This is a genomic window from Altibacter sp., assembly GCF_019913785.1.
In the GTDB taxonomy this organism is placed as follows: domain Bacteria; phylum Bacteroidota; class Bacteroidia; order Flavobacteriales; family Flavobacteriaceae; genus Altibacter.
The window spans coordinates 96,459-116,933 of record NZ_JAIOHK010000063.1 but is presented as its reverse complement, the minus strand read 5'-3'; the positions used below and the strand labels follow the sequence as shown (position 1 = coordinate 116,933).

Below are 20,475 nucleotides of genomic sequence, written 5' to 3'. Positions count from 1 at the left end.
ATGAAAGAATTAGACATAAAATTGAATGAGTATTTCGGAGGAAAGGTTGTTAGAAAGGACCTCACTAATGCTGTAAAGGGCAATGCTATAGTTCCAACATACGTTTTGGAATATCTTTTAGGGCAGTACTGTGCTACGGATGATGAGGTTACTATAGTGCTAGGTGTAGAAACTGTAAAAAATATAATATCACAGCATTTTGTTCATCGAGATGAAGCTCAAATAGTTAAGTCTACGGTTAGGGAAAAAGGTTCACATAGAATAATTGATAAGGTATCCGTTAGACTTAATGACCAAAAAGACCAGTATGAAGCTTCTTTTGCAAACCTTGGTCTAAAAGGTATTCCCATTGGAGATAATGTTATAAAAGAACATCAAAAATTATTATCAGGAGGTGTTTGGTGTATTCTAACCTTGGGTTATTTTTCAAGTGATGAAAAGGGAATGGTTCCTTGGCTCATTGAAAGTATTAAGCCTATACAAGTATCTAATATAGATATTAATGAATATAAGGAAGCGAGAAAACAATTTAGCAAAGAGGAATGGATTGATGTATTAATGCAAACCATTGGGTTGAATCCTGAAGAGTTTACTTTTCGGTCAAAATTACTCCAATTAACTAGACTTGTTCCTTTTGTGGAAAACAACTATAATCTCATTGAATTAGGTCCTAAAGGAACGGGTAAGTCTCATATTTTCTCTGAAATGTCACCTCATGGAATCCTTATTTCTGGTGGTGAAGTTTCTAAGGCAAAGTTATTTGTAAATAATAGTTCTGGAGAGATTGGATTAGTTGGATATTGGGATGTTGTGGCGTATGATGAATTTGCAGGAAAAACAAAAAGAACTGATAGAGGTCTAGTAGATATTATGAAAAATTACATGGCTAATAAATCATTCTCCAGAGGAACAGAGGTTTATGGTGCTTCTGCATCTATGGTTTTTGTGGGAAATACAGACCGTTCTGTACCCTATATGTTAAAACACAGTGACTTATTTGATGCCTTACCGAAAGATTATTATGATACTGCATTCTTGGATAGAATGCATGGTTATTTGCCAGGGTGGGAAGTGCAGAAATTAAGAAATGAAATGTTCACGAGTGACTATGGATTTATTGTGGACTACTTAGCCGAAGTATTAAAGGAATTGCGAAAAGAAGACAGGACACATGATTATTCACATTATTTTGAATTATCTGATTCTATTACGACCAGAGATAAAACAGCCATTGCAAAAACTTATGCTGGGTTATCAAAAGTAATTTATCCTCATGGCGAAATAAACCAAGAAAACGCGCGAGAACTTTTAGATTTTGCCGTTGAAAGTCGAAAAAGAGTGAAGGAACAACTTTACAAAATGGATGAAACCTTTGAAGAAGTTGATTTTAGTTATAGCTGTAAAGATTCAGGTGAAATAATAACTATTGAAACACTAGAGGTCCTCGAGTTTGGAGAGCCTATAAAAAAGCTTTATGTAAATCAAGAAAATGATAGGTCGGTTATGTCTATTGCTTCACTGAAAGAAACTAAAATTGAATTACAAGAAGGGCAAAAGATTGTTAGGGACAATCAATCTGGAATTTCATATGATGTGCTATTTGGAGCTTATCTTCTTGGAGCATCAGATATAAAAATAGTAGACCCATATGTGCGGTTGCCTTATCAGCTTAGAAATTTTATGGAATTGGCAAAACTAATTTCAGAAAAGAAAGACCCTGATTCTGAAGTTAAATTACATCTGGTTACAAGTAATGTAGAAGATTATGTTGCAGAAGCTAAGGATGCTTTTGAACAGATGACTTATTCTTTGGAGTCATTAGGCATTATTTTTACTTATGAATTTGATGATTTTATTCATGACCGTTCTATTGTTATGGATAATGGCTGGAAGGTTATTTTAGGTCGAGGTCTTGACATTTGGCAAAAAACAGGCGGTTGGTATGATATTAATGAATACATACAAGAAAAGAGGCTCTGTAAGGCTTGTGAAGTGACGTTTGTAAAACATTAATTCTAAATAAATGGTTTATGTTAGAACGATTTAAGTGTTATCTAATCCAGCAAGGTTATAGCGAATTTACCCCTTCTGGAAATCCATCTACAGTTTATGACTACATGAAACGAGTTCAAAAAATTTGTAAAAGAGAAAACATAACAGTTAACAGAGTGGCTGAAAATATTGATTATTTCATTGAGAAATATGGTCCTACTGGTAATGAATCTGAATTCGGTAAGAAGAGTCATAATGCCTACATAAGTGCATTGAAAAAGTTTGGTGAATTCTTAAAATAGAAAAGGAGTTGTATAGAAGTAAACTTGAAGATGGAAAAACATAATCATCTAACCATTCATAATGAGAATATTTTATGATTTTTTACAACAAACAAGAAATAAATTCGATTGATTTAATTTATAATAAATTTAATAAAAATGAATTTAAATCTCCGAGACGGTCAACAATTCCACTTATAGTTTTGTTTAAGCACAATCAGATTCTTAGCAAAGAATTAATAAACTTAAATTCTATCACAGATATTGATTACATATTTGAATATAAAATATCTGCTGTTAAAGGTAAAGGTTTACCTTCTTGCACTGATTTAATGATTGAATATTCGAATGACTGCATAGCTATTGAGGCTAAAAGAACAGAACCTCCATATGAAAAAGTTAAAAAATGGTTAAGTAATAGTTCTAATAAAAGACTTGTAGTTGAAGGATGGTTGGAAATTATAAACAACTATACAGGATTGAAAATAGAAATCAGTGAAATACAAGATTTGCCATATCAATTAATTCATAGAGTTGCATCTGCTTGTTCGCTAATGAAACTACATACCAAAATAATATACATTGGATTTGATTTAAACAAAAGAAAAAGTAATTATTACTTAAACTGTTTAGAATGTTTTTCATCGATTTTAGAAAATAAACTTGATTTATATCTCTATTGCTACAATATTGATAAAACTGAAGAACAAATTCAACTTGAGAGAAGATGGGATTTAGGAGAAAGAGATTTGTCCAAAAATATTATTAGTGGTTTACAGAATGATAATTTGATGAAATTATCCGAAACAATGAAAAGAAAAATAAACAAAAGCGCCTAACAATGGCTATAAGTAATTGCTAAACCACTCAACTACTGATACACGAGACCGTTGGCAGGCATTAAAATCTAAAGAATGTATTACTATTATTACTATTACTCGGACGTTAAAATAAGCTTCAATTTTAAAGAAAAAGGGGAGTACACTATTGCTGGACAAGACAAAGTCACAATAGAAACACTTTCCTCTTTTCTCTACGACCTTAATCTTCTTAATGACCTGCTTGTTCTTTCAACAATCGAAGATTATGAAAATTATAATTTTTCTCAATTCTTTTATTACCGAAAAGGACGCCCTTTAAAAAGGGAGCACAAGCTTTATTTACACTCAATTAATCACAATTCCCCATTAAGTCTTGAGGTTATTATACCTCTTGCAGCCAGTGCAGCGGGAATTCCTTGGCTTATCTTTCAATCTGTTCAGAAAATTCAAAATTGGAATTTGGAAAAAAGAAAATTAAAAGCTGAAACAGAAAAGGCAGAATTCGATGCTAAAGAAAAACGAATAAAAGTACAGAACGAACAATTGGACTTGGAGGAAAGGTTGATAAAGCGAGATGCACTTGATACTTGGAACAACATACTGAAACGCATTTCAAAAAAACCTTTTATTGCAGACAATATTGAAATCACATTTTTAAATCGAGACAAAGAAGAAGAAAAATAAATATGAGAACCACTAACAATGGTTATAATTAAAACGGGGTTTGTGCCACACTAAAATTAAAGTATCAATAAAACGGCTGGAATTATCTAATGATTTAATATCTCCTAGACTCTGATTCAATTAAAGACCTTATTACAGAGGATGAAGTACCGTGGCTTCTTTTAGCCAATTGATTTAATTTATCCTTTAATTTTTTTGACAACCTAAAAATTACGACTTCATTATTCATGCTTGTTGGTAGTTTTCCCATATCATTTCTTTATATATAAATATGTGAGAAATGTATAAACCTCAGCCAAATATTATAAATATGTTTAACGGTACCATATTGCACTGAACTAGCACCGTTTTTAAAGTATATACTATGGTTGAATTGTCGTTTTTATGCTTATATGGACGGTTACATAGGGAGTGGTGTCTAAATCCAACCCAATAATTGGAAAAATTTATAATGGGACCTCGTATCCTCTCTTATAATAGGGTCAAAAATATTCTTGTATATACATTGGTCGGATATGTAAAAAATATTTTTCTGAAAATTTTGAGAGAATTATTTAAGCATTAAACCTCAACAACTTTGTTATTCACTACTTATTTTAACATCCATATGGAACCGTGTTAAGTAGTCTCTTAAATCCGTTATCTTGAATTTCATATATTTCAAATCCAATGGATTCATAACCAACACCTTGAAATACGAGTTCATAAATTCCGTTATTATTAAAGTCGGTAACACCAATCAAATTGTAACCATTGGACCAGGAGTCGATTTCACCAACCTCTTTTATATAATCTTCAGTTATATTAAATACTAATAGTACTGTATTTCTCTCGTAAATATTTCCAACAGTCGCTTTAACCAATACCTCCTCAACACTATCGCCATTTAAATCAACAGATTGAAGAATATCAATGTCTAATGGTTTGTATACTTCATTGAAGTTATTATCAAATCCAGAAGTTATATCAATTTCTTTATCCTTAAAGGCATTTAATAATTTACTTTTTACAATATTCAAAGATTTACTGTCGAGATTAATAATGTTGTCATTAAGTAAATTTTTGAAATTGGAGTCATTAGTTGCTAAGCTAAACTCATTTTTAATGCTCAAATGAAATTTATTACTATGCCCAACTGTCAAAGGACTGCACTGAAAATCTTTGCTAATAATTTCATCAATTGTAATTTGTTGAACCACTTTATCTTGGTTAATAAAGTATTTAGAATATTTCTCTAAATATGGTTTGCGGTTTACAACATAATCGGCTTTATTATCGTCCCAATCTGTTATCTTTTCAATAGAATCTCCTATAACTTTACCTAAGATAATTATATCTTGAAAATCATATTTTTGATTTTGAACATAAATGGCAATTAATTCTTCAGAAGGTTTTTGAATATTTTTTTCTTTTTTATTACAACCAATAAAGAAAAATAAAGGAATGGTAAATAGAATAAATATTAATTTTCGCATAGAATTTCGTCAATTAGATTACTTTTTATCTGATTAATATCCTATCTGCTAATTCTGATATTTCGTTTTTTCTATAAAAATTATTAGTTGTTAAGTTAACAATAAAACTTTTTTGCCTGTAAAGAAAAGAGATAGAAATATTTTTAAATTCTTGCTCGCCATAAGTTAGATAGGATATACTACTGACAGCACTAATACCATTATTTAAAAGAATAAAATTAGGTGACTCCCCATTGTTTTTGGAATTTGATTCAATCGTTTCAAGAAATGTTTTTTTAAATTCATTAAGACTGCTATCATTTAAGCCATTCATTTCTGTTTGAAGGTTTGTGACTGTAATAGAATAGTTGTCTAGCTTTTCATCATTGTTATATAAATAAGGACAACTATAATTATTTTGATTACCAATATTTCTGGTATATTCAAGTTCACAAGGAGCATTTAAACTAACACCCTCTATTTTGGTAATGATTTGAGCGTTTAATGAACTATAAGTTATTGTTAATAGTATAATTATTTTTTTCATTTATTCTTTTTATCAAGTTAATGAACCTTAAAGTTACTAATCATTTTTAATATTTATATTTCGGAAAGTAGAAATACAAATATTTATTTGCTTAACCTTCACTGACTTTATTCTAAATTTATTTATTCAGGACATTATCTATCACAATAGATACTTTCTTCTTCATCTGTGCTGACTCTATTCTTAACTTTATTGTATAACTACCTGGTTTTCAAATATATTATTATGCAATTTTAATAAAATACACCATATTTGCTGTGTAAAACTTAGGATTATGACACAAGGAGAAAGACAAGACTATAAATGGAGACCGAATGATAATTCATCAACAACAAGATTGAGATATGACCTTGAAGCTGAACATTGGTACAATTCATTTAAAAGTACCGAACTTAAGAATAAACCATCTCCAATTGTAACACAATTAGATTTGATTGGATTATTGCTTCAATTGGTGTTCTCATTATTTGTCTTGGTGGTATTGAGTCTAATTAAGTTTTTCAAATGGCTGACACGTATATGAAAAATTATGCAGATTTTTTCAATTGTGGTTCATTGAGATAAAAATTGGAATAGTCTATTCTACATTCTATCATTTCTGTTCCGTCACCTATTAAACTACCTTTATAGTCATCATTAAGCTCCTTTACAAAGGCTTTAAAGTTGCTCCAATATCTTTTTATGGTTGAAACATGAAGCTCCATTAAATCGGCTACCTTGACCTGATTGATTTTATTATAAGATTGAAAGTCCCATTCTTCAATACATACATATATTTTTTCAATTGTCCTATCTGCTGCCATACTACCTAATTCTTTATTGACGATTTTCATTTTCTCTTTAAAAGGTAATTTCTGTTTAGGATTAAATATGATTCTCCTTTCTTTATTATAGAACATCTCTAATTCATCGGACTCTTTGATTTTAAAAATGCTATTAATTATGTCATTTAATTCACTTTCTGGAAGTTCTGGGTGCATCACATTTAAATTTACACTATCTGCTATAGCTTTTACGTAGGCTTTATTAATATGTGGATTTAGAGCTACTATCTGTGATAAGTAAATAAACAAATAACTATTTCTATTTCCTTCTTCTACCTTTCTTGGTATAAACGGAATACAAAGTTTTTCTTTTTCTTCCTTGAAAACTATATATGTTGAATTATTATCAGTGAAGTAGTCATCAATATTGTTAAACCTAATCTTAATATTTTGAGAAACTGGTAAAAAAGTCTCATTCCTAGTTAAACACTTTTTTTCTTTTTTTTGTTTAATAGCGGATGGTACTTTTTTAATTTCTGCACAATTATAAGTTTTAGCATCATAATTTATATAGATGTCAGGGTCATAACTTTGAACAGTCTGCTGAGTAGGTTTTCTAGCCCCTATATCTGAATTAATCTTTAATAATGATGATATATTATCATATGTGTCATTAAAGTTATTTACTGTTAAGTTATCTACCTTCACGAGAATGCTATATCCTTTTAAAGAAATAGACTTCCATTTAGCAAAAATAAAGTCATTATCAAGTATAGTGTCAGTATTGTCAACATCAATAAATATCAAGCCTGTAGGTTCAGTTATGTTCTTATTTGAAGCCTTTCTATCAAAAAGAAAATTAAATCGGAATGTTGGTATTAGGTTTGCTTTAATTGAATTATAGTCTTCACTTCCTTTATTAAAACTTCTAGCATATTTTATATGATTTAAAGCTGAATCACCTTCTTTAATAATTTTAAATACCTCAGCAATGTCCAATGTATCTTCTACATCTGAACTTTTAATATTTTTATATTTTGTTACTTGAAACATATCTAACTAGCCTTATTTTGGAATAAATCCCAGTTAGAGTTCATTTTAAGAATATCATCGATTTGCTTAATAGGATAAAGGTACACTTCACCAATCATTGTAAATGGAATGACGCCAGATTCTCTATATTTTATAATAGTGTTAGGAGAAAGACCTAATTTTTCTTTTAGGTCTTTATTTCGGTAGTAACCTACTTTATGTGTAGTTGCTTTATTGTTGAGGTATTTCTCAATTACAACCAGTTTATTTAATACTGGATTTAATAGACTTTGTAATTTGTCTATCGATAATAGAACTAAGTGCGAATCGTTGTTTCCCATAATATGCTTTTAAATTATTATTCAGCAAATTTCTGGGATTTCGTCAAGTATAGCTAGGGATTCCCTAGCATTCCCTCAAATTAATTAAAGAAGACCTTCTTCTGAATTAGCTTCAATTTCTTCTTTTTTTGATTTTAGTTTTGATATTAGAAGTTCAATTAGATTAATCTCGTGTTTTTCGTATTTGTTATCATTAAGGAACTTTGAGAACTCCTTATTAATATTTTTAACCTTATCAACTTTTTTGTTCTCCATGTAATACATGTTTGAACTATCAATGTATTTTTTGAGATTCGTATAAGGGTTTTTCTGGTTTTTATTATCTACCTCTATAATCCCAACATCATGAAAAACTCTATAAAATAGAGCAACATCCAACTTATTAATTTTAAATTCAAGTTTTAGATTATTAGGGTCATTGTCATAAACCTCATCTAATGTTAGTTTGTCTTCTTCAAAATTTTCTAGTTTCTTAATATAATTCACAATTGAATCGAGGTGTTGAGTTATGTTTTTTAGCATATCTCGGGTTAATTCTAGACAAACAGATAAATGAACATAGGAGTATAAACTTTCTAATTGGTCATCTTCAACTTTTAATTTTGAAAGTACTTCATCTTGTAAAATATCTTTCAACCCTTCTGGACCACCGCATTCATCATCATTATATATGTCAAATTTTTCAAGTTCAAATATTTCAGACATTTTTGTTAGTATGTAATCAAAATCATCATGTGAATCTGGAGAGTAATAAACTTCTTTGCTCTTTTTTTTAGGTTTTCTAATAAACCCTTCTGAAACATATTTTTGTTTCAATTTAGCTTTAAGAGTGTCCAATTCATTAAAATTTAATTTAAGCTGTTCATTATACTTTTGTAAAACGTCTTGATGAAATACCTTTAGAAATTTCACTTTACTAGGACTATCTAAATCAGCAATATCATTGATTTTTTTCTTGATGGTTTCTTGCCATTTTATAAAATATGTGTAATCTATTTCACTTACCCAGTCCCCAAAAAACATAATATTTTGGTAATGGTGATGATATTCAATTACAGGATTAGTGATTTTTTCAATCTCAGCATTTATTTCAAAAATATTTTTCATAAGACAATAATTTTAAAAAGCTCTCAACTTTGAGAGCTTCTAAAGTAAATAAAATGCTTAACTATATATATTTCTGTCTTAATTTGTTCATATCCCTCTTTACATTAGAATCTAAAACTTTAGCATAGTGCTGAGTCATTGATATTCTGGTGTGCCCCATCATCTTTGAGACACTTTCAATTCCAACGCCATTGCCCAGAGTAACAGTCGTAGCAAACGTATGTCTTGCAACATAGTGAGTTAATTTTTTATTTATCTTACATAAATCGGCAATCTCTTTCAAATATTCATTAATCTTTTGGTTACTTATTTTAGGAAGTAATCTATCCCCATTCAAATAAGTATATTTATCAATGATTCGCATGACAGGTTGCAATACAGGGACATTTGATTTTATATTAGTTTTGGCACGATTAGTTATAATCCAATATGAATTTTCCGAATCTTTAATCAGATTATTCTTAGTTAAGTTCTTCACATCACAAGGAGCGTAACTCGTATAACATGAAAACAAAAAGATGTCTTTGACCTTATTTAGTCTTTCTGAACTGAATTCTTTAGCCTCAATTCTTTCAAGTTCATCTTTAGTGAGAAATACAGCATCCTTTATTTTTAATTTTTCATCGTAGCAGATAAAAGGATTAGATATTATTAGGTTTCTTTTAATGCCATATTTACATATTGTTTTGAAACATTGGAAATACTTAACAACCGAATTATGGCTAATACCAACTTTACTATTAAACGTAGATTCGTATTTCAAATATGATTCAAGGTTATACACAAATTGATTGTCAATGTCAGAAATAGGGAATGATGTTTTTCCGTATTTTACCTTAATATATTTTGTTAATAAATCTTTCGCCCTATTGTATTTTTGTAAAGATGCTTTGCTACGTTCTCCATTCTCAAATTTTCTTTTAAAATAATCGTTGTGTCTTTGGAATAGCTTAAGGATGTCTATTTCGCTTTTTCCTATTGCTTTGCCATTTAGTTTATTCTTTACATCGTCTAGTGTTGTGTTAGGGTCACTCTTCGATAGTTCTAAATAAATAGATTCAATTTTTGTTTCTAGTAAGTCTATCGTTGATTTGGTTATCTTTTCAGTATTTAAACGGAGCGTGTTCTTTAGCTTGTTGGTCGATTTCCAGCGTTCCTTATTAATAAATTTGCCAGTACTTAGAGTTCTTGTTTTACCTTGCAGTTTAATCTTGGCATAAATGGGTGACTCTCCTTTATTGTTTTGCTTGTCAGTTTTTAGATAGAAAAATGTTTTAATCATAGTTTTACTAATTTAAATATTAGACAAAATTATCAGTAAAACAGGGGGTTAGCTAGGGATTCCCAAGGATTCCCTCAAGAAAGAGTTACCCTAATTCTAACGAATTTTAAGGGTAACCTATAGGGTAACTTAACTTTGATATATAATGTGTATTTTGACTATATACCAAAAACAAAAAACCCTCTAAACGTAATGTTTAAAGGGTTTTGACTTTTAAAGTGTCATATGACAACTCTATCAGCGGAGAAAGAGGGATTCGAACCCCCGGAGGTGTGACCCTCAACAGTTTTCAAGACTGCCGCATTCGACCACTCTGCCATTTCTCCTTTAGCGGCTGCAAATATAGCACCTTTTTTTACTCTTTAAAATCTTTTGATTAATAATTTCGACGCGAACTATATTGTGTAACATAAAAAACCCATACAGTGCTGTATGGGTTTTAGTTATAAATTTGAAATGTCTATTTTTTCTCTTTTTTATCTTCAAAGTGAACTAAACTATAGTATCCGGTTTCAGCAATTATCATACCCTCATCGTTAAAGCGATGCGAATAATGGGCAGGTACCACAAACTCTTTTTTATCCTTTTTTCTTAGTAACCGTATGTTCCACCAAGAGTAGACTACTTTCGCATTGTCTTGTTCGTATTCCATATAGTCTGGATAACCTCTAACATCGACACTCTGAATTTCATAGGTTTCCATCATTTTGGTAAAACCTTCCCGGTCTTCGGCAAGTGTATGCGACTCTCCAATGGGCATATTTATATTGCTAAAACGCGCATCCTTATCAAAAAAACTATACGCCTTGTCTAAGTCGTTATTTTCAAGGGCACCCATCATTCGGCGGACCTTGTTAATATATTCATGATTGTTGTAGATGGTTCCATTGGTTCTGGGAGCGTTACTATTTCTAATCTCGCGGAAAGGACTTTCCGAATATTCAATCATTACTGCTACCTTGTTATCGGCATTAACGCGATATAAGGTATGCACCGGACGGTCAATCTTCACACCGGTTTTTTCATGAATACCACGCTGAACATCCCAGGTTTGGACCCATAATCCCGACTCATCATCCTTGTATTCGATAGCATCGGGATAGGCACTTCCTTGGCGGAATACTTTGCCATAGGCAATGTTCTTTTTGTTCCACTTTGTCCAATTTATAAATTGTTGTTTATTGGTGCCTTCAAAGTCTCTGTTGTCGGCCGTGCCATCGAAATACCTAAAATCATCTGCTAAATACATAGCTACTTTAATGGTGTCTCCAACAATACTGGCCTGTTGCAAAGCTTCCACCATGGTAATGGCAGGATGCTCGTTATAAACAGTTCCGTTTTTCTTTTTTTGCGAATAGGCAATGATGGTAAACATCATGACCGAAAGAATTAAAATTTTCTTCATGTTAAATGGTTTTGGTTAGTAAAATATATAGCAGGCTGTTTACCTGTTTCGTTTTTTAAAAGCTCAAATACAATTTTAATCGAAATGGGGATAACATAAAATTAGCAGGCTGAAGTAACCTGCGATAATTTTAAAGATAGGCAATTTAGATCTGAATCCGATATAAGTGATTAAAATTCAGATAATTAATCAAAAAAACAGGTTGAATGGTATTAAAACTGTACGAGAACACCTACTTAATCGATAATTGAAATGGGTTTTTTATCTTCTCCCACCGCCACAAAGGTAAAATAGCCGGTTACGACTTTCTCTCTTTTGGTGCTGTACATGTCTTCCATAAAGATCTCGGTTTTTACCACACAGCTGGTGCGACCCACTTTATCCACTCTGGCAACTAATTCTATGATGGATCCTTGTGGAATGGGGGTGGTGAAGTCTATTTTATCTGTTGAAACCGTTACCACTTTTTTTCTGCTGAAACGCGTCGCGCAAATAAAAGAGGCCTCATCCATCAAATGTAAAGTTGCTCCTCCAAATAGCGTATCGTAATGATTGGTAGTATTAGGGAATACCGCTTTAAATATTCTGGTTTCGCTTCGGTCTTTGCGGGTTTCTATTTCTGACATAGTTTATTGTTTTACTATTGGTAGGCGTGCTTTTATCTGTTCCGAATTGTCGTCCACAAGTGCTATGACTTTTGTACTATTTTTCTTTGGTTTGATGAATACGTTCCATTTTCGCCACAAAAGTTTCAGGATCTATAGGTTTCTCTATATAACCATTGGCACCGGCTTCCAGAGATTTTTCTTTGTCTCCACCCATTGCATAAGAGGTTACTGTTATAATTGTTGTATTTTTAGGTATACTATTATGTCTTAATTTAATACAAATTTCATAGCCATCCATATCGGGTAATTGAATATCAATTAAAATAATCTCCGGTTTATGGTCATGAGCCAATTTTAACCCATCAACTCCATTAAATGCTTGAATTACATGATACCCACTTTTAACAAGGAGGTAGGACAACATATACATATTCTGCTCGTTGTCTTCGATTATTAAAATATTTGTTTTCATTAATTTATGGATTTGTTAAATTAATACGTCTTATTTTATAGGTAAGCTAAATGTAAATGTACTTCCTTTATTTACTTCACTTTTTGCAGAAATAGTTCCACCTAGCTTTTCCACTAAATTTTTGCTAATTGCTAACCCCAACCCGGTACCTTCATGACTCCTCGTGAGACCCCCATCAAGTTGGATAAAAGGCATGAATAACTTATTTAAATCTGAATTACTGATTCCAATTCCTTCATCTATAACCTGAGTGACGAGTGTATTATCTCTGCTATCTACTTTGATGAGGATGGTTCCATTATTAGAAAACTTTATAGCATTTGAAATTAGATTCAATAGAATTTGCTCGACCCTTCTTTTATCACTCTTAATTTTTATCACTTTTTCGGAAATTTCTGTTTTAATTTCAATTCCTTTCTTTGAAGCCTGAGGTACAATAAAATCGATAGTGTTGGTAAGTGTTTTTACATAATCAAATTCAACCATCGATACGACCAATTCACCGGCTTCAATTTTTGATATATCTAAAATGTCATTTATTAAATTTAGTAAATGCTGGCCGCTATTTTTAACCATGGCTAATTGTTTGGCCTGTTCCTCGTTTAAGGGCCCCGCGTATTCCTGCAATAAGATACTTGTAAATCCAATGATCGAATTCATAGGTGTCCTAAGCTCATGTGACATGGTCGCTAAGAAGGCAGATTTCATCAAATCGGCCGACTGCGCCTTTACTTTTTCTTTTTCCAGCTCGACAGATTGAGAATTTAAGTCCTCTAATAGGTTTAATAAAGCTTCTTTGCTATCGTTGAGCTCTTCGGTTCGCAAACTCACTAATTTCTCTAAGTCTGTTTTATAAAGTAATAATTCCTTTTCCGTATCAATTCTTTCTGTGATGTCTAATGCGATTCCAATGTATCCAAGCAAATTATTATTTGCATCGATCAACTTGGTTGCTTTCGCCGCAAGGAATGTAATATTGCCTAACTTATCCTGAAATCTCAATTCCGATTTAAACTCGGTGTCAGAAACAATCGATTCTTGCCATTCGTTCAATACCCTTTCCTTATCGTCGGGATGTATGGCATTTTGATAGCCCACTCCCATTGCTTCAGAAAAACTCATGCCGGAAAATTTCATCCATTCTTCATTTACATAGGTACAGGCCCCGAATTCATTTGTATTAAAAATGGCAACCGGAGCATTGGAAGTTAGGCTGCGATACAACAGCTCGCTTTTTTCTATTTGTGCTTTGGAGGTTTTATGAAGCGTACTTAATTGAGATTCTTGTTCGACTAGTTTCACATTGATTAATTTGCTTATCCGTTCCGATTGTCCTGTAAAATACCAAGCCCCCCAACTAAAAAGGACAGTGAGTATAAATCCAATTAATTCGAACCATATTCCTGTATTAAGGCCTTTTTTTATTGGCACCACATAAAGCTTCCATTCACCGAATGACAATTTAATGGGGACCGCAAAATCTTTAAATGCCGACATATCATGTTCTAAAAAATAATTTTCTTCACCCGTTTCAAAATTAACTCTGGAAAGCTGATAAATAAATTGATTGTCACCTGATGTGTCTATATTCAAATCCTCAAAAAAGGTGGAAAGCTTTGTAATAACGGCCGAAAATCCTGCGAATTTGTCATCAATAAAAATAGGGTGCCTACTTATTATACCCACGCCCCCTTGTTTTAGGTGAACGGGACCTGCTATAAAAAAATCTTTTCTTTCAATGGTAGCTAGTGCTCCACTACTAGCGGTAGCACTTTTCATAATATTAAAACCTATTACTTCATTTCCCTTTAATGGATAAACATGTGTGATAAAACCATCGCCATCCACCAATTGCACGGCGTCAAAATATTCTTGTTTGTCTAATAATTTGATGGCGATGCTATCAAAATCTGGAGGTATACCATTTCTTTCAACAATGTACCCCAGTGTTTTTGTTGTCGAATAGCTGTACATCACCAATGCCTGCAGTTTCTCTTTGATTAGGTTTACCTGATTGTCTATTTCTTTCTTTTGATCATTTTCATTAATCAAGTACTTCTGATAGGCAATGTATTGACTAATAGAAAGGAGTATTATAAAAGTTGAGAAACCCGCTACCAAAGGCCTTTTAAAGAAAAGATAAAATGGGTTGCTCTTCATACTAAAACAAAATTGAATGGTTTTTTCACGCTCATGCTATATCTAACTATCTTTTTTAAACTGCAACTCTTGTATAATATTCTTTAGTTCTTTCATTTTTAATTCTCTCCCAACAAACAATTTATTCATGCGTTGTAATTCAGTGTTTTTAGAATTAACCTCTTCAGTTCTGAGTTTCACTATTTCCTCAAGATTATTTTTGTGCTTTTCTAACTCCTCTTCATCTTTCTTACGTCCTGTAATATCTCTAATAGTTCCAATTAGAAATTTAGTGCCGCTATCATCAATAAACCGGGTCTTTTTCGTGGAAATTATTCGTGTTTCATTGGCATTTACGGTTAGGGTCTCCTCATTAACATTTTCAAGACCGGTTTCAAGCACATGTCTGTCGATACTTAAAAAACTTTCTCTTTCTTGCGATGGAACGTTTTCTGCCAAAGTCTTTCCGATGATGTCTTGTTTTGAAAGGTTAAATATTTTACAAAAAGCATCGTTTACGAGTAGTATATGACTCTGTTCATCTTTTACAAAAACAGGGTCTCCAATATTATTAATGATGTTTTCTAAGTACTGTTCACTTTTTATTAAAGCAGTTTCTGCCAGTTTTCGATGGGTCACATCCCTTGTTACTCCAAGCAATGAGATTATATTTCCATCTGTATCTTTAAAAGGCACTGCATGTGTTTCGAGCCACCTCTTGGTTCCTTTAAGTCCTTTTATTTCAAATTCAAGGCGACCTGACTGTCCTTTAAAAACTTTACTATTTAATTCTTTAAACGCCTTTTGATGTTCGGGCAGTATGAGACCTAAAATAGAGTGTCCTTTGACCATATCAAGATTTTCTGCTTCTATCATTGCTAATCCTGCAGGATTCATATAAATTAATTCGCCTTTAGTGCTCAATTGCTTAATACATTCAGGTTCGGTTTCTAATATGGTTCTAATATGATTTTCACTTTCTTTTAAAGCTAATTCTGCTTTTCTTTTCGCTGTGATATCGGTAAAATAAATGGTTAGCCCGTCGGGTGATGGGTAAATTCTGTTTTCAAACCAACGGTCAAAGGGTTCGTAATACTCTTCAAAGTAGATTGTTTTTTGAGTTTCCACGGCCTTATAGTATGCCTTATAAAACGGGAGGTCAACACCTTCGGGAAATTCGGTCCAAATATGCTTGCCAATTAAAGTTTCGGGTGATTTTCCTAAAAATTCGGCCCCTTTTTTATTGACATAGGTATAACACCAATTAGTGTCTAGTGAGACAAATCCATCGGAAATATTATGTAAGGTAGTCTCAAGTTGAGAGGTCAATTTTGATTCAACTTGTTTTTTTTCGACTAGTAGGTCTAGAAACTTCTGTTTATATGTAAGAATTGATAAAACATCTCTGTTTTGATTGGCGATAAAGGCAGTGTTTTTTTTATCATCATCAACAAATTTTAAATAAACATATAGGATCACTGAAAATATAAGTGCCGAAAAAGATTTGCCTATGATATGACCAACTATTGAATTTACTAGATCGGGAGAATCATATCGGAGAATTATATTAAAGGCGAAAGCATCGAAAATTAAAACGGACAATAAGGAAATAAAGAGCACTAGCAAGTAATTCAATTTTTTGATTTTTGAAATCAGAAATTGATAAATGATCCCCAATAAAATGAAATCTACTAGCAATATGACCGTGCCTACAATAAAAAATTTATAATTAATTAAAAAGGATGAAACAGCATTGAGGTCTTGATTATTTCCAAGCACAAGTTCTTGTTGGTAAGTGATTCCAAAAAGTGCAGACAAAACGAGGTTTGAAATAATAATTCCAATAATAAGCATGCGTGCACTGGTAACACCTTCCTTTATATAAATTAATAAAACAGCAAATAAGACCGCAGAGAATAAAATGACAGAGCCGGGATATATGGTAAATCTGTCGAAGATTTCAAAGGCTACCATTGTATTTGAAAGTGCCTGTATATATTGAACAGTTCCTAAAAGAATGTACAAGGGAGCTAAGCCCATTTTTTTCCTAAATTTAAATAGGAATAGAATACTAGTGGAGATTAGTAAGAATTCTAAAAATATGCTGATGTATATGTTCATCGGGTACTAACTATTTGGGGTATCCGGCAAGTTATGAAAATAGCATCCAAATCCTATTTCGCAACTTGGAATATCAACCGGATGTCTTATTTCTTACGCGGCTTTTTTATGCCGAGTTTGGTCATTTTATCTCGTAATGTGCTGGGTTTCAAATTTAATATTTCTGCCGCTCCTTTTGCTCCGCTTATTTTCCAGTTACATTGTTCCAAAACTTGAATTATATGACTTCTCTGAATCATTTCTAGCGTTAAATCGTTTTTATTGGCAGCGATAAGTTGTTTAGAAGCTTGGGTTTTCGATTCGAATCCCGGAATGATTAAGGTTTGATTTGTCGATAAAATGGAAGCTCTTTCAATTAAATTTTCTAGTTCTCTAATATTCCCAGGCCAGGGATACGCCTTGAGCTTATTAATTGCTTCATCCGAGATATACTTAATATTCTTTAAATACGCCTTATTAAACTTGTCGACAAAATGCTCCACTAACAAAGGAATATCATCTTTTCGATCTCTTAATGGAGGTATAATAATTGGAAATACGTTTAGACGAAAATATAAATCTTCCCTGAAACGCTTTTTATAAATCTCTTTTTTTAACTCTCTATTTGTGGCAGCAATGACTCTCACATCTAACTTCTTTATCTCGGTACCACCAACCACTTCAATCTCACCTTCTTGTAAAAATCTTAAAATTTTTGGCTGCATATCAATGGGTAATTCACCAATTTCGTCCAAAAACAAAGTGCCTCCATCTGCCAGCTCAAACTTACCCACTTTATCGTTTATCGCCCCTGTGAACGATCCTTTCTTATGTCCAAAAAACTCACTTTCTATAAGTTCTCTCGGTATTGCAGAGCAATTAACCTTTATCAAGGGTTTGTTATTTCGTAAACTTTCATTGTGAACGGCTCTGGCTACTAATTCTTTTCCGGTACCGGACTCTCCTTGTAACAAAACGGTAGCATCGGTTGGGGCCACTTTTTCAACCTGTGCAAGCACATTTGCAAATGCAGCACTGCCATATACTAATTCCCCATAGTTAAATACCAAATCCAGTTCGTCTCTCAAATAAACATTTTCTTGTTCCAGTTGTTTTCGTAAATGAACTAGCTCTAAATTTGCCTTAGAAAGCTGCTCGTTTGTTGAAATTAATTTTTCTTCTGCTTTTTTGCGTTCAAGAATTTCATTTTCAAGTTCAATATTTTTAAGTTCTAATTTATTTACCAGACGTTCGCTATATAATTTTAGCACTTCTTTATCGGTAACCTGTATGTTCTTTCCGGTTTTCGCTTTAAAATTATCCGTATTGAAGATACTTTGAATTTCACGCATTAATTCGTCTTGCTCCATAGGTCTTCGTAAAAACTTAGCCCCACCAAGTTTTAAAGCAAAGTCTTCATCTAGTTTGGCGGTGTAGGTTGAAGAATAAAAAACGAATGGAATCTCTCGAAATAATTTATGCTTTTTACATGCCTGACAAAACATATAACCATCCATTACCGGCATCAGAATGTCCGATATAATCATGTCGATTTTATTTTCATGAAGTATTCGTAGGCCTTGTTCCCCATTTTCAGCTTCAAATACTGTAAATCCTCCTTTTTGAAGGATCACACGAAGTAAATATAGATTTTCAAAGGTATCATCTACTATGAGTATACTTTTCATACTGCTAAATGCGTCAATTGGATATTAAATTATTGGACTAGAACTAATTGAGGAGAAACGCCTTGTAAATTATGCTGAATATATGATAATTAAAGGAATTATTAAAACTTAATTTCCAGAAGCAAAAGTGAAACTGTCAATTTTGTGCTCGAAAAAATAATACACCCGCATCGATTCAATAGCGTACTAGCCGGCCAATTTGTTTGGCGTGAAGATTAGGCGTGATACATGGCAAGTTGGGTTTAGAACTTCTGGTTTCGCTTCTGTCTTTGAAGATTTCTATTTCCGACATAGTTTTTTGTTTTGCTACTATTAGGCATCATTATGCGATATGCTTCGCCAATCGTCCAAGTATTCTTAAATTTGCTCTCAAAGATACAGTAAATGACTTCCAATATAATTGAACGACTTCAATGGCGCTACGCCTGTAAAAAATTCGACCCGTCTAAAATTCTTTCCGAAGAAAAACTGAATATTTTAAAGGAATCCTTCAATCTTACGGCTACCTCTTATGGATTACAACCCCTTAAAATGATTGTAATTGGCAATACTGAAATAAAAAAGAAATTGGTTCCATTAACCATGCAGCAAAAGCAAGTGCAAGATGCTTCGCATGTGTTGGTCTTTTGTATTGAAACCAAATTGACGGCAAAATATATCGAGAATTATTTTGACCGTGTAGAGGAAATCCGAAACACTCCTCGCGCGATCTTGCAACCATTTGAAACTTTTTTAGTAGACGATTTTTCTGAAAAATCCTCGGCGTCAATTGATGCATGGATGGAAAAACAAGCCTATTTAGCGATGGGGAATATATTGACCGTCTGCGCACTAGAGGGGATCGATGCCTGTCCTATTGAGGGTTTTGAGCCTGAGGGCTATGATTCCTTACTCGGATTAAATGCTCTCGGACTGAAATCGGTATTGGTATTGCCCATTGGGTATCGATCAGACGACGATATGTTCGCCAATTTCAAGAAAGTTAGAAGAGGAATAGACGAAGTCATCATAAATTTATGATATGTTAACAAAAAATGCATTTCATCGAGTAAATAATACACTTAATCGGAAAAAAAGGCAATAATTGTTTGTTTTGTAAGGAATTATACTTAGGTTTATCGCCTAAATATTCCAGACATGAAGATTACTATTTATGTGTTGCTCGTCATTCCCCTTTTCGTCTCATTTTCTCAAAATGTTGGAATAAATACCACAAATCCACAGGCTACATTGCATGTGAATGGCAACCTAAAATTTGAACCTAATTTATCCATATCAGCCACTAGACTTGTAGGTGTTGTTCAGAATGGTGGAACACGAGAATTTGAATTAGGAACTACCTTTAATATTACCAATGGCACCTTGGAGGTCACCGAATCGGTCGACCCGAATATCTTTTTGATTGGAGATGTAGATCAATCGATCACGGCCTCCGTAAATCAATATAACAATTACGATATAGGATTAGGAGATGTGAATCAGGATAAAACGGTCATTCGGTTTACAGGAGAGACATCTGGTTATGTGGTAACTGGTTTTGCCGGCGGCTATGATGGGCGTATCATTTATTTCTATAATTCTCAATTTCAAAGTGTGACCTTTTATAATCTTAATGCTGCCAGTGATTCTGAAAATAAAATTATAACGGGATCAGGAGCAAACATAGGAATTAACAATGTGGGTGTGGCAGAGTTTATATACGATGGGGCCATTGAAAAATGGATCTTGGTCAATGTACGGGGCTAATTCATTTTATTA

The 20,475-nt window shown here is 32.6% G+C and carries 18 protein-coding genes and 1 tRNA gene; 6 read left to right on the top strand and 13 right to left on the bottom strand.

Annotated elements, in window-relative coordinates; all coding sequences use genetic code 11:
- From brxL to K8F54_RS11750, 4 genes are all read left to right on the top strand, one after another.
- Positions 1-2,013, top strand: coding sequence for a BREX system Lon protease-like protein BrxL (gene brxL, locus K8F54_RS11765; RefSeq protein ID WP_290791179.1), 2,013 nt, complete (start codon positions 1-3; stop codon positions 2,011-2,013).
- A 17-nt stretch (positions 2,014-2,030) separates the two neighbouring features.
- Positions 2,031-2,294 (top strand): hypothetical protein, encoded by a 264-nt coding sequence (locus K8F54_RS11760; RefSeq protein WP_290791176.1) that lies wholly within the window; start codon positions 2,031-2,033, stop codon positions 2,292-2,294.
- A gap of 74 nt (positions 2,295-2,368) precedes the next feature.
- Positions 2,369-3,112 (top strand): hypothetical protein, encoded by a 744-nt coding sequence (locus K8F54_RS11755; RefSeq protein WP_290791174.1) that lies wholly within the window; start codon positions 2,369-2,371, stop codon positions 3,110-3,112.
- Positions 3,113-3,187: 75 nt separating this feature from the next.
- Positions 3,188-3,778, top strand: coding sequence for a hypothetical protein (locus tag K8F54_RS11750; protein ID WP_290791172.1), 591 nt, complete (start codon positions 3,188-3,190; stop codon positions 3,776-3,778).
- Positions 3,779-4,374: 596 nt separating this feature from the next.
- Here the strand turns inward: K8F54_RS11750 and K8F54_RS11745 are convergent.
- From K8F54_RS11745 to K8F54_RS11685, 13 genes are all read right to left on the bottom strand, one after another.
- Positions 4,375-5,253 carry a hypothetical protein gene (locus K8F54_RS11745; protein ID WP_290791169.1) on the bottom strand — a complete coding sequence of 293 codons (879 nt, stop codon included), beginning with the start codon at positions 5,251-5,253 and terminating at the stop codon, positions 4,375-4,377.
- 25 nt (positions 5,254-5,278) lie between these two features.
- Positions 5,279-5,779, bottom strand: coding sequence for a hypothetical protein (locus K8F54_RS11740; protein WP_290791151.1), 501 nt, complete (start codon positions 5,777-5,779; stop codon positions 5,279-5,281).
- A 527-nt stretch (positions 5,780-6,306) separates the two neighbouring features.
- Positions 6,307-7,596 carry a BT4734/BF3469 family protein gene (locus tag K8F54_RS11735; RefSeq protein WP_290791149.1) on the bottom strand — a complete coding sequence of 430 codons (1,290 nt, stop codon included), beginning with the start codon at positions 7,594-7,596 and terminating at the stop codon, positions 6,307-6,309.
- Positions 7,597-7,598: 2 nt separating this feature from the next.
- Positions 7,599-7,916: a helix-turn-helix domain-containing protein gene (locus K8F54_RS11730; protein ID WP_290791147.1), complete on the bottom strand. Its 318-nt coding sequence runs from the start codon at positions 7,914-7,916 to the stop codon at positions 7,599-7,601.
- 84 nt (positions 7,917-8,000) lie between these two features.
- A complete protein-coding gene (locus tag K8F54_RS11725; RefSeq protein ID WP_290791145.1) occupies positions 8,001-9,023 on the bottom strand; it encodes a hypothetical protein in 1,023 nt (340 codons plus the stop codon).
- Between the two features lie 61 nt (positions 9,024-9,084).
- Positions 9,085-10,305, bottom strand: coding sequence for a site-specific integrase (locus K8F54_RS11720; RefSeq protein WP_290791143.1), 1,221 nt, complete (start codon positions 10,303-10,305; stop codon positions 9,085-9,087).
- Between the two features lie 241 nt (positions 10,306-10,546).
- Positions 10,547-10,631 (bottom strand) — tRNA-Ser (locus K8F54_RS11715).
- A 134-nt stretch (positions 10,632-10,765) separates the two neighbouring features.
- Complete coding sequence (locus K8F54_RS11710; protein WP_290791141.1) at positions 10,766-11,710, bottom strand: nuclear transport factor 2 family protein; 945 nt, start codon at positions 11,708-11,710, stop codon at positions 10,766-10,768.
- Positions 11,711-11,946: 236 nt separating this feature from the next.
- Complete coding sequence (locus K8F54_RS11705; protein WP_290791138.1) at positions 11,947-12,336, bottom strand: acyl-CoA thioesterase; 390 nt, start codon at positions 12,334-12,336, stop codon at positions 11,947-11,949.
- Positions 12,337-12,412: 76 nt separating this feature from the next.
- On the bottom strand, positions 12,413-12,790 hold the full coding sequence (locus tag K8F54_RS11700; RefSeq protein WP_290791136.1) for a response regulator: 378 nt from the start codon (positions 12,788-12,790) through the stop codon (positions 12,413-12,415).
- 30 nt (positions 12,791-12,820) lie between these two features.
- Positions 12,821-14,950, bottom strand: a complete 2,130-nt coding sequence (locus K8F54_RS11695; RefSeq protein WP_290791135.1) for an ATP-binding protein — start codon at positions 14,948-14,950, stop codon at positions 12,821-12,823.
- 42 nt (positions 14,951-14,992) lie between these two features.
- On the bottom strand, positions 14,993-17,050 hold the full coding sequence (locus K8F54_RS11690; protein WP_363299759.1) for a PAS domain-containing protein: 2,058 nt from the start codon (positions 17,048-17,050) through the stop codon (positions 14,993-14,995).
- A gap of 86 nt (positions 17,051-17,136) precedes the next feature.
- Positions 17,137-18,717 carry a sigma-54 dependent transcriptional regulator gene (locus tag K8F54_RS11685; RefSeq protein WP_290791132.1) on the bottom strand — a complete coding sequence of 527 codons (1,581 nt, stop codon included), beginning with the start codon at positions 18,715-18,717 and terminating at the stop codon, positions 17,137-17,139.
- Positions 18,718-19,101: 384 nt separating this feature from the next.
- Here K8F54_RS11685 and K8F54_RS11680 point away from each other — a divergent pair, with 384 nt between their 5' ends.
- Together K8F54_RS11680 and K8F54_RS11675 are read left to right on the top strand one after the other, a co-directional pair.
- The gene (locus tag K8F54_RS11680) at positions 19,102-19,737 is read left to right on the top strand and encodes an NAD(P)H-dependent oxidoreductase (RefSeq protein WP_290791130.1); all 636 of its coding nucleotides are present in this window, start codon (positions 19,102-19,104) and stop codon (positions 19,735-19,737) included.
- A 117-nt stretch (positions 19,738-19,854) separates the two neighbouring features.
- Positions 19,855-20,463 (top strand): hypothetical protein, encoded by a 609-nt coding sequence (locus K8F54_RS11675; RefSeq protein ID WP_290791124.1) that lies wholly within the window; start codon positions 19,855-19,857, stop codon positions 20,461-20,463.
- The last annotated feature ends 12 nt before the right edge of the window (positions 20,464-20,475 follow it).

What these genes read in the sequence shown, in the direction of transcription:
- K8F54_RS11760 (WP_290791176.1), top strand. Translation starts at nt 2,031, where the DNA reads ATGTTAGAACGATTTAAGTGTTATCTAATCCAGCAAGGTTATAGCGAA.
- K8F54_RS11740 (WP_290791151.1), bottom strand. Translation starts at nt 5,779, where the DNA reads ATGAAAAAAATAATTATACTATTAACAATAACTTATAGTTCATTAAAC.
- K8F54_RS11680 (WP_290791130.1), top strand. Translation starts at nt 19,102, where the DNA reads ATGACTTCCAATATAATTGAACGACTTCAATGGCGCTACGCCTGTAAA.
- K8F54_RS11755 (WP_290791174.1), top strand. Translation starts at nt 2,369, where the DNA reads ATGATTTTTTACAACAAACAAGAAATAAATTCGATTGATTTAATTTAT.
- K8F54_RS11705 (WP_290791138.1), bottom strand. Translation starts at nt 12,336, where the DNA reads ATGTCAGAAATAGAAACCCGCAAAGACCGAAGCGAAACCAGAATATTT.
- K8F54_RS11735 (WP_290791149.1), bottom strand. Translation starts at nt 7,596, where the DNA reads ATGTTTCAAGTAACAAAATATAAAAATATTAAAAGTTCAGATGTAGAA.
- K8F54_RS11720 (WP_290791143.1), bottom strand. Translation starts at nt 10,305, where the DNA reads ATGATTAAAACATTTTTCTATCTAAAAACTGACAAGCAAAACAATAAA.
- K8F54_RS11710 (WP_290791141.1), bottom strand. Translation starts at nt 11,710, where the DNA reads ATGAAGAAAATTTTAATTCTTTCGGTCATGATGTTTACCATCATTGCC.
- K8F54_RS11745 (WP_290791169.1), bottom strand. Translation starts at nt 5,253, where the DNA reads ATGCGAAAATTAATATTTATTCTATTTACCATTCCTTTATTTTTCTTT.
- K8F54_RS11685 (WP_290791132.1), bottom strand. Translation starts at nt 18,717, where the DNA reads ATGAAAAGTATACTCATAGTAGATGATACCTTTGAAAATCTATATTTA.
- K8F54_RS11675 (WP_290791124.1), top strand. Translation starts at nt 19,855, where the DNA reads ATGAAGATTACTATTTATGTGTTGCTCGTCATTCCCCTTTTCGTCTCA.
- K8F54_RS11730 (WP_290791147.1), bottom strand. Translation starts at nt 7,916, where the DNA reads ATGGGAAACAACGATTCGCACTTAGTTCTATTATCGATAGACAAATTA.
- K8F54_RS11695 (WP_290791135.1), bottom strand. Translation starts at nt 14,950, where the DNA reads ATGAAGAGCAACCCATTTTATCTTTTCTTTAAAAGGCCTTTGGTAGCG.
- brxL (WP_290791179.1), top strand. Translation starts at nt 1, where the DNA reads ATGAAAGAATTAGACATAAAATTGAATGAGTATTTCGGAGGAAAGGTT.
- K8F54_RS11750 (WP_290791172.1), top strand. Translation starts at nt 3,188, where the DNA reads ATGTATTACTATTATTACTATTACTCGGACGTTAAAATAAGCTTCAAT.
- K8F54_RS11725 (WP_290791145.1), bottom strand. Translation starts at nt 9,023, where the DNA reads ATGAAAAATATTTTTGAAATAAATGCTGAGATTGAAAAAATCACTAAT.
- K8F54_RS11700 (WP_290791136.1), bottom strand. Translation starts at nt 12,790, where the DNA reads ATGAAAACAAATATTTTAATAATCGAAGACAACGAGCAGAATATGTAT.
- K8F54_RS11690 (WP_363299759.1), bottom strand. Translation starts at nt 17,050, where the DNA reads ATGAACATATACATCAGCATATTTTTAGAATTCTTACTAATCTCCACT.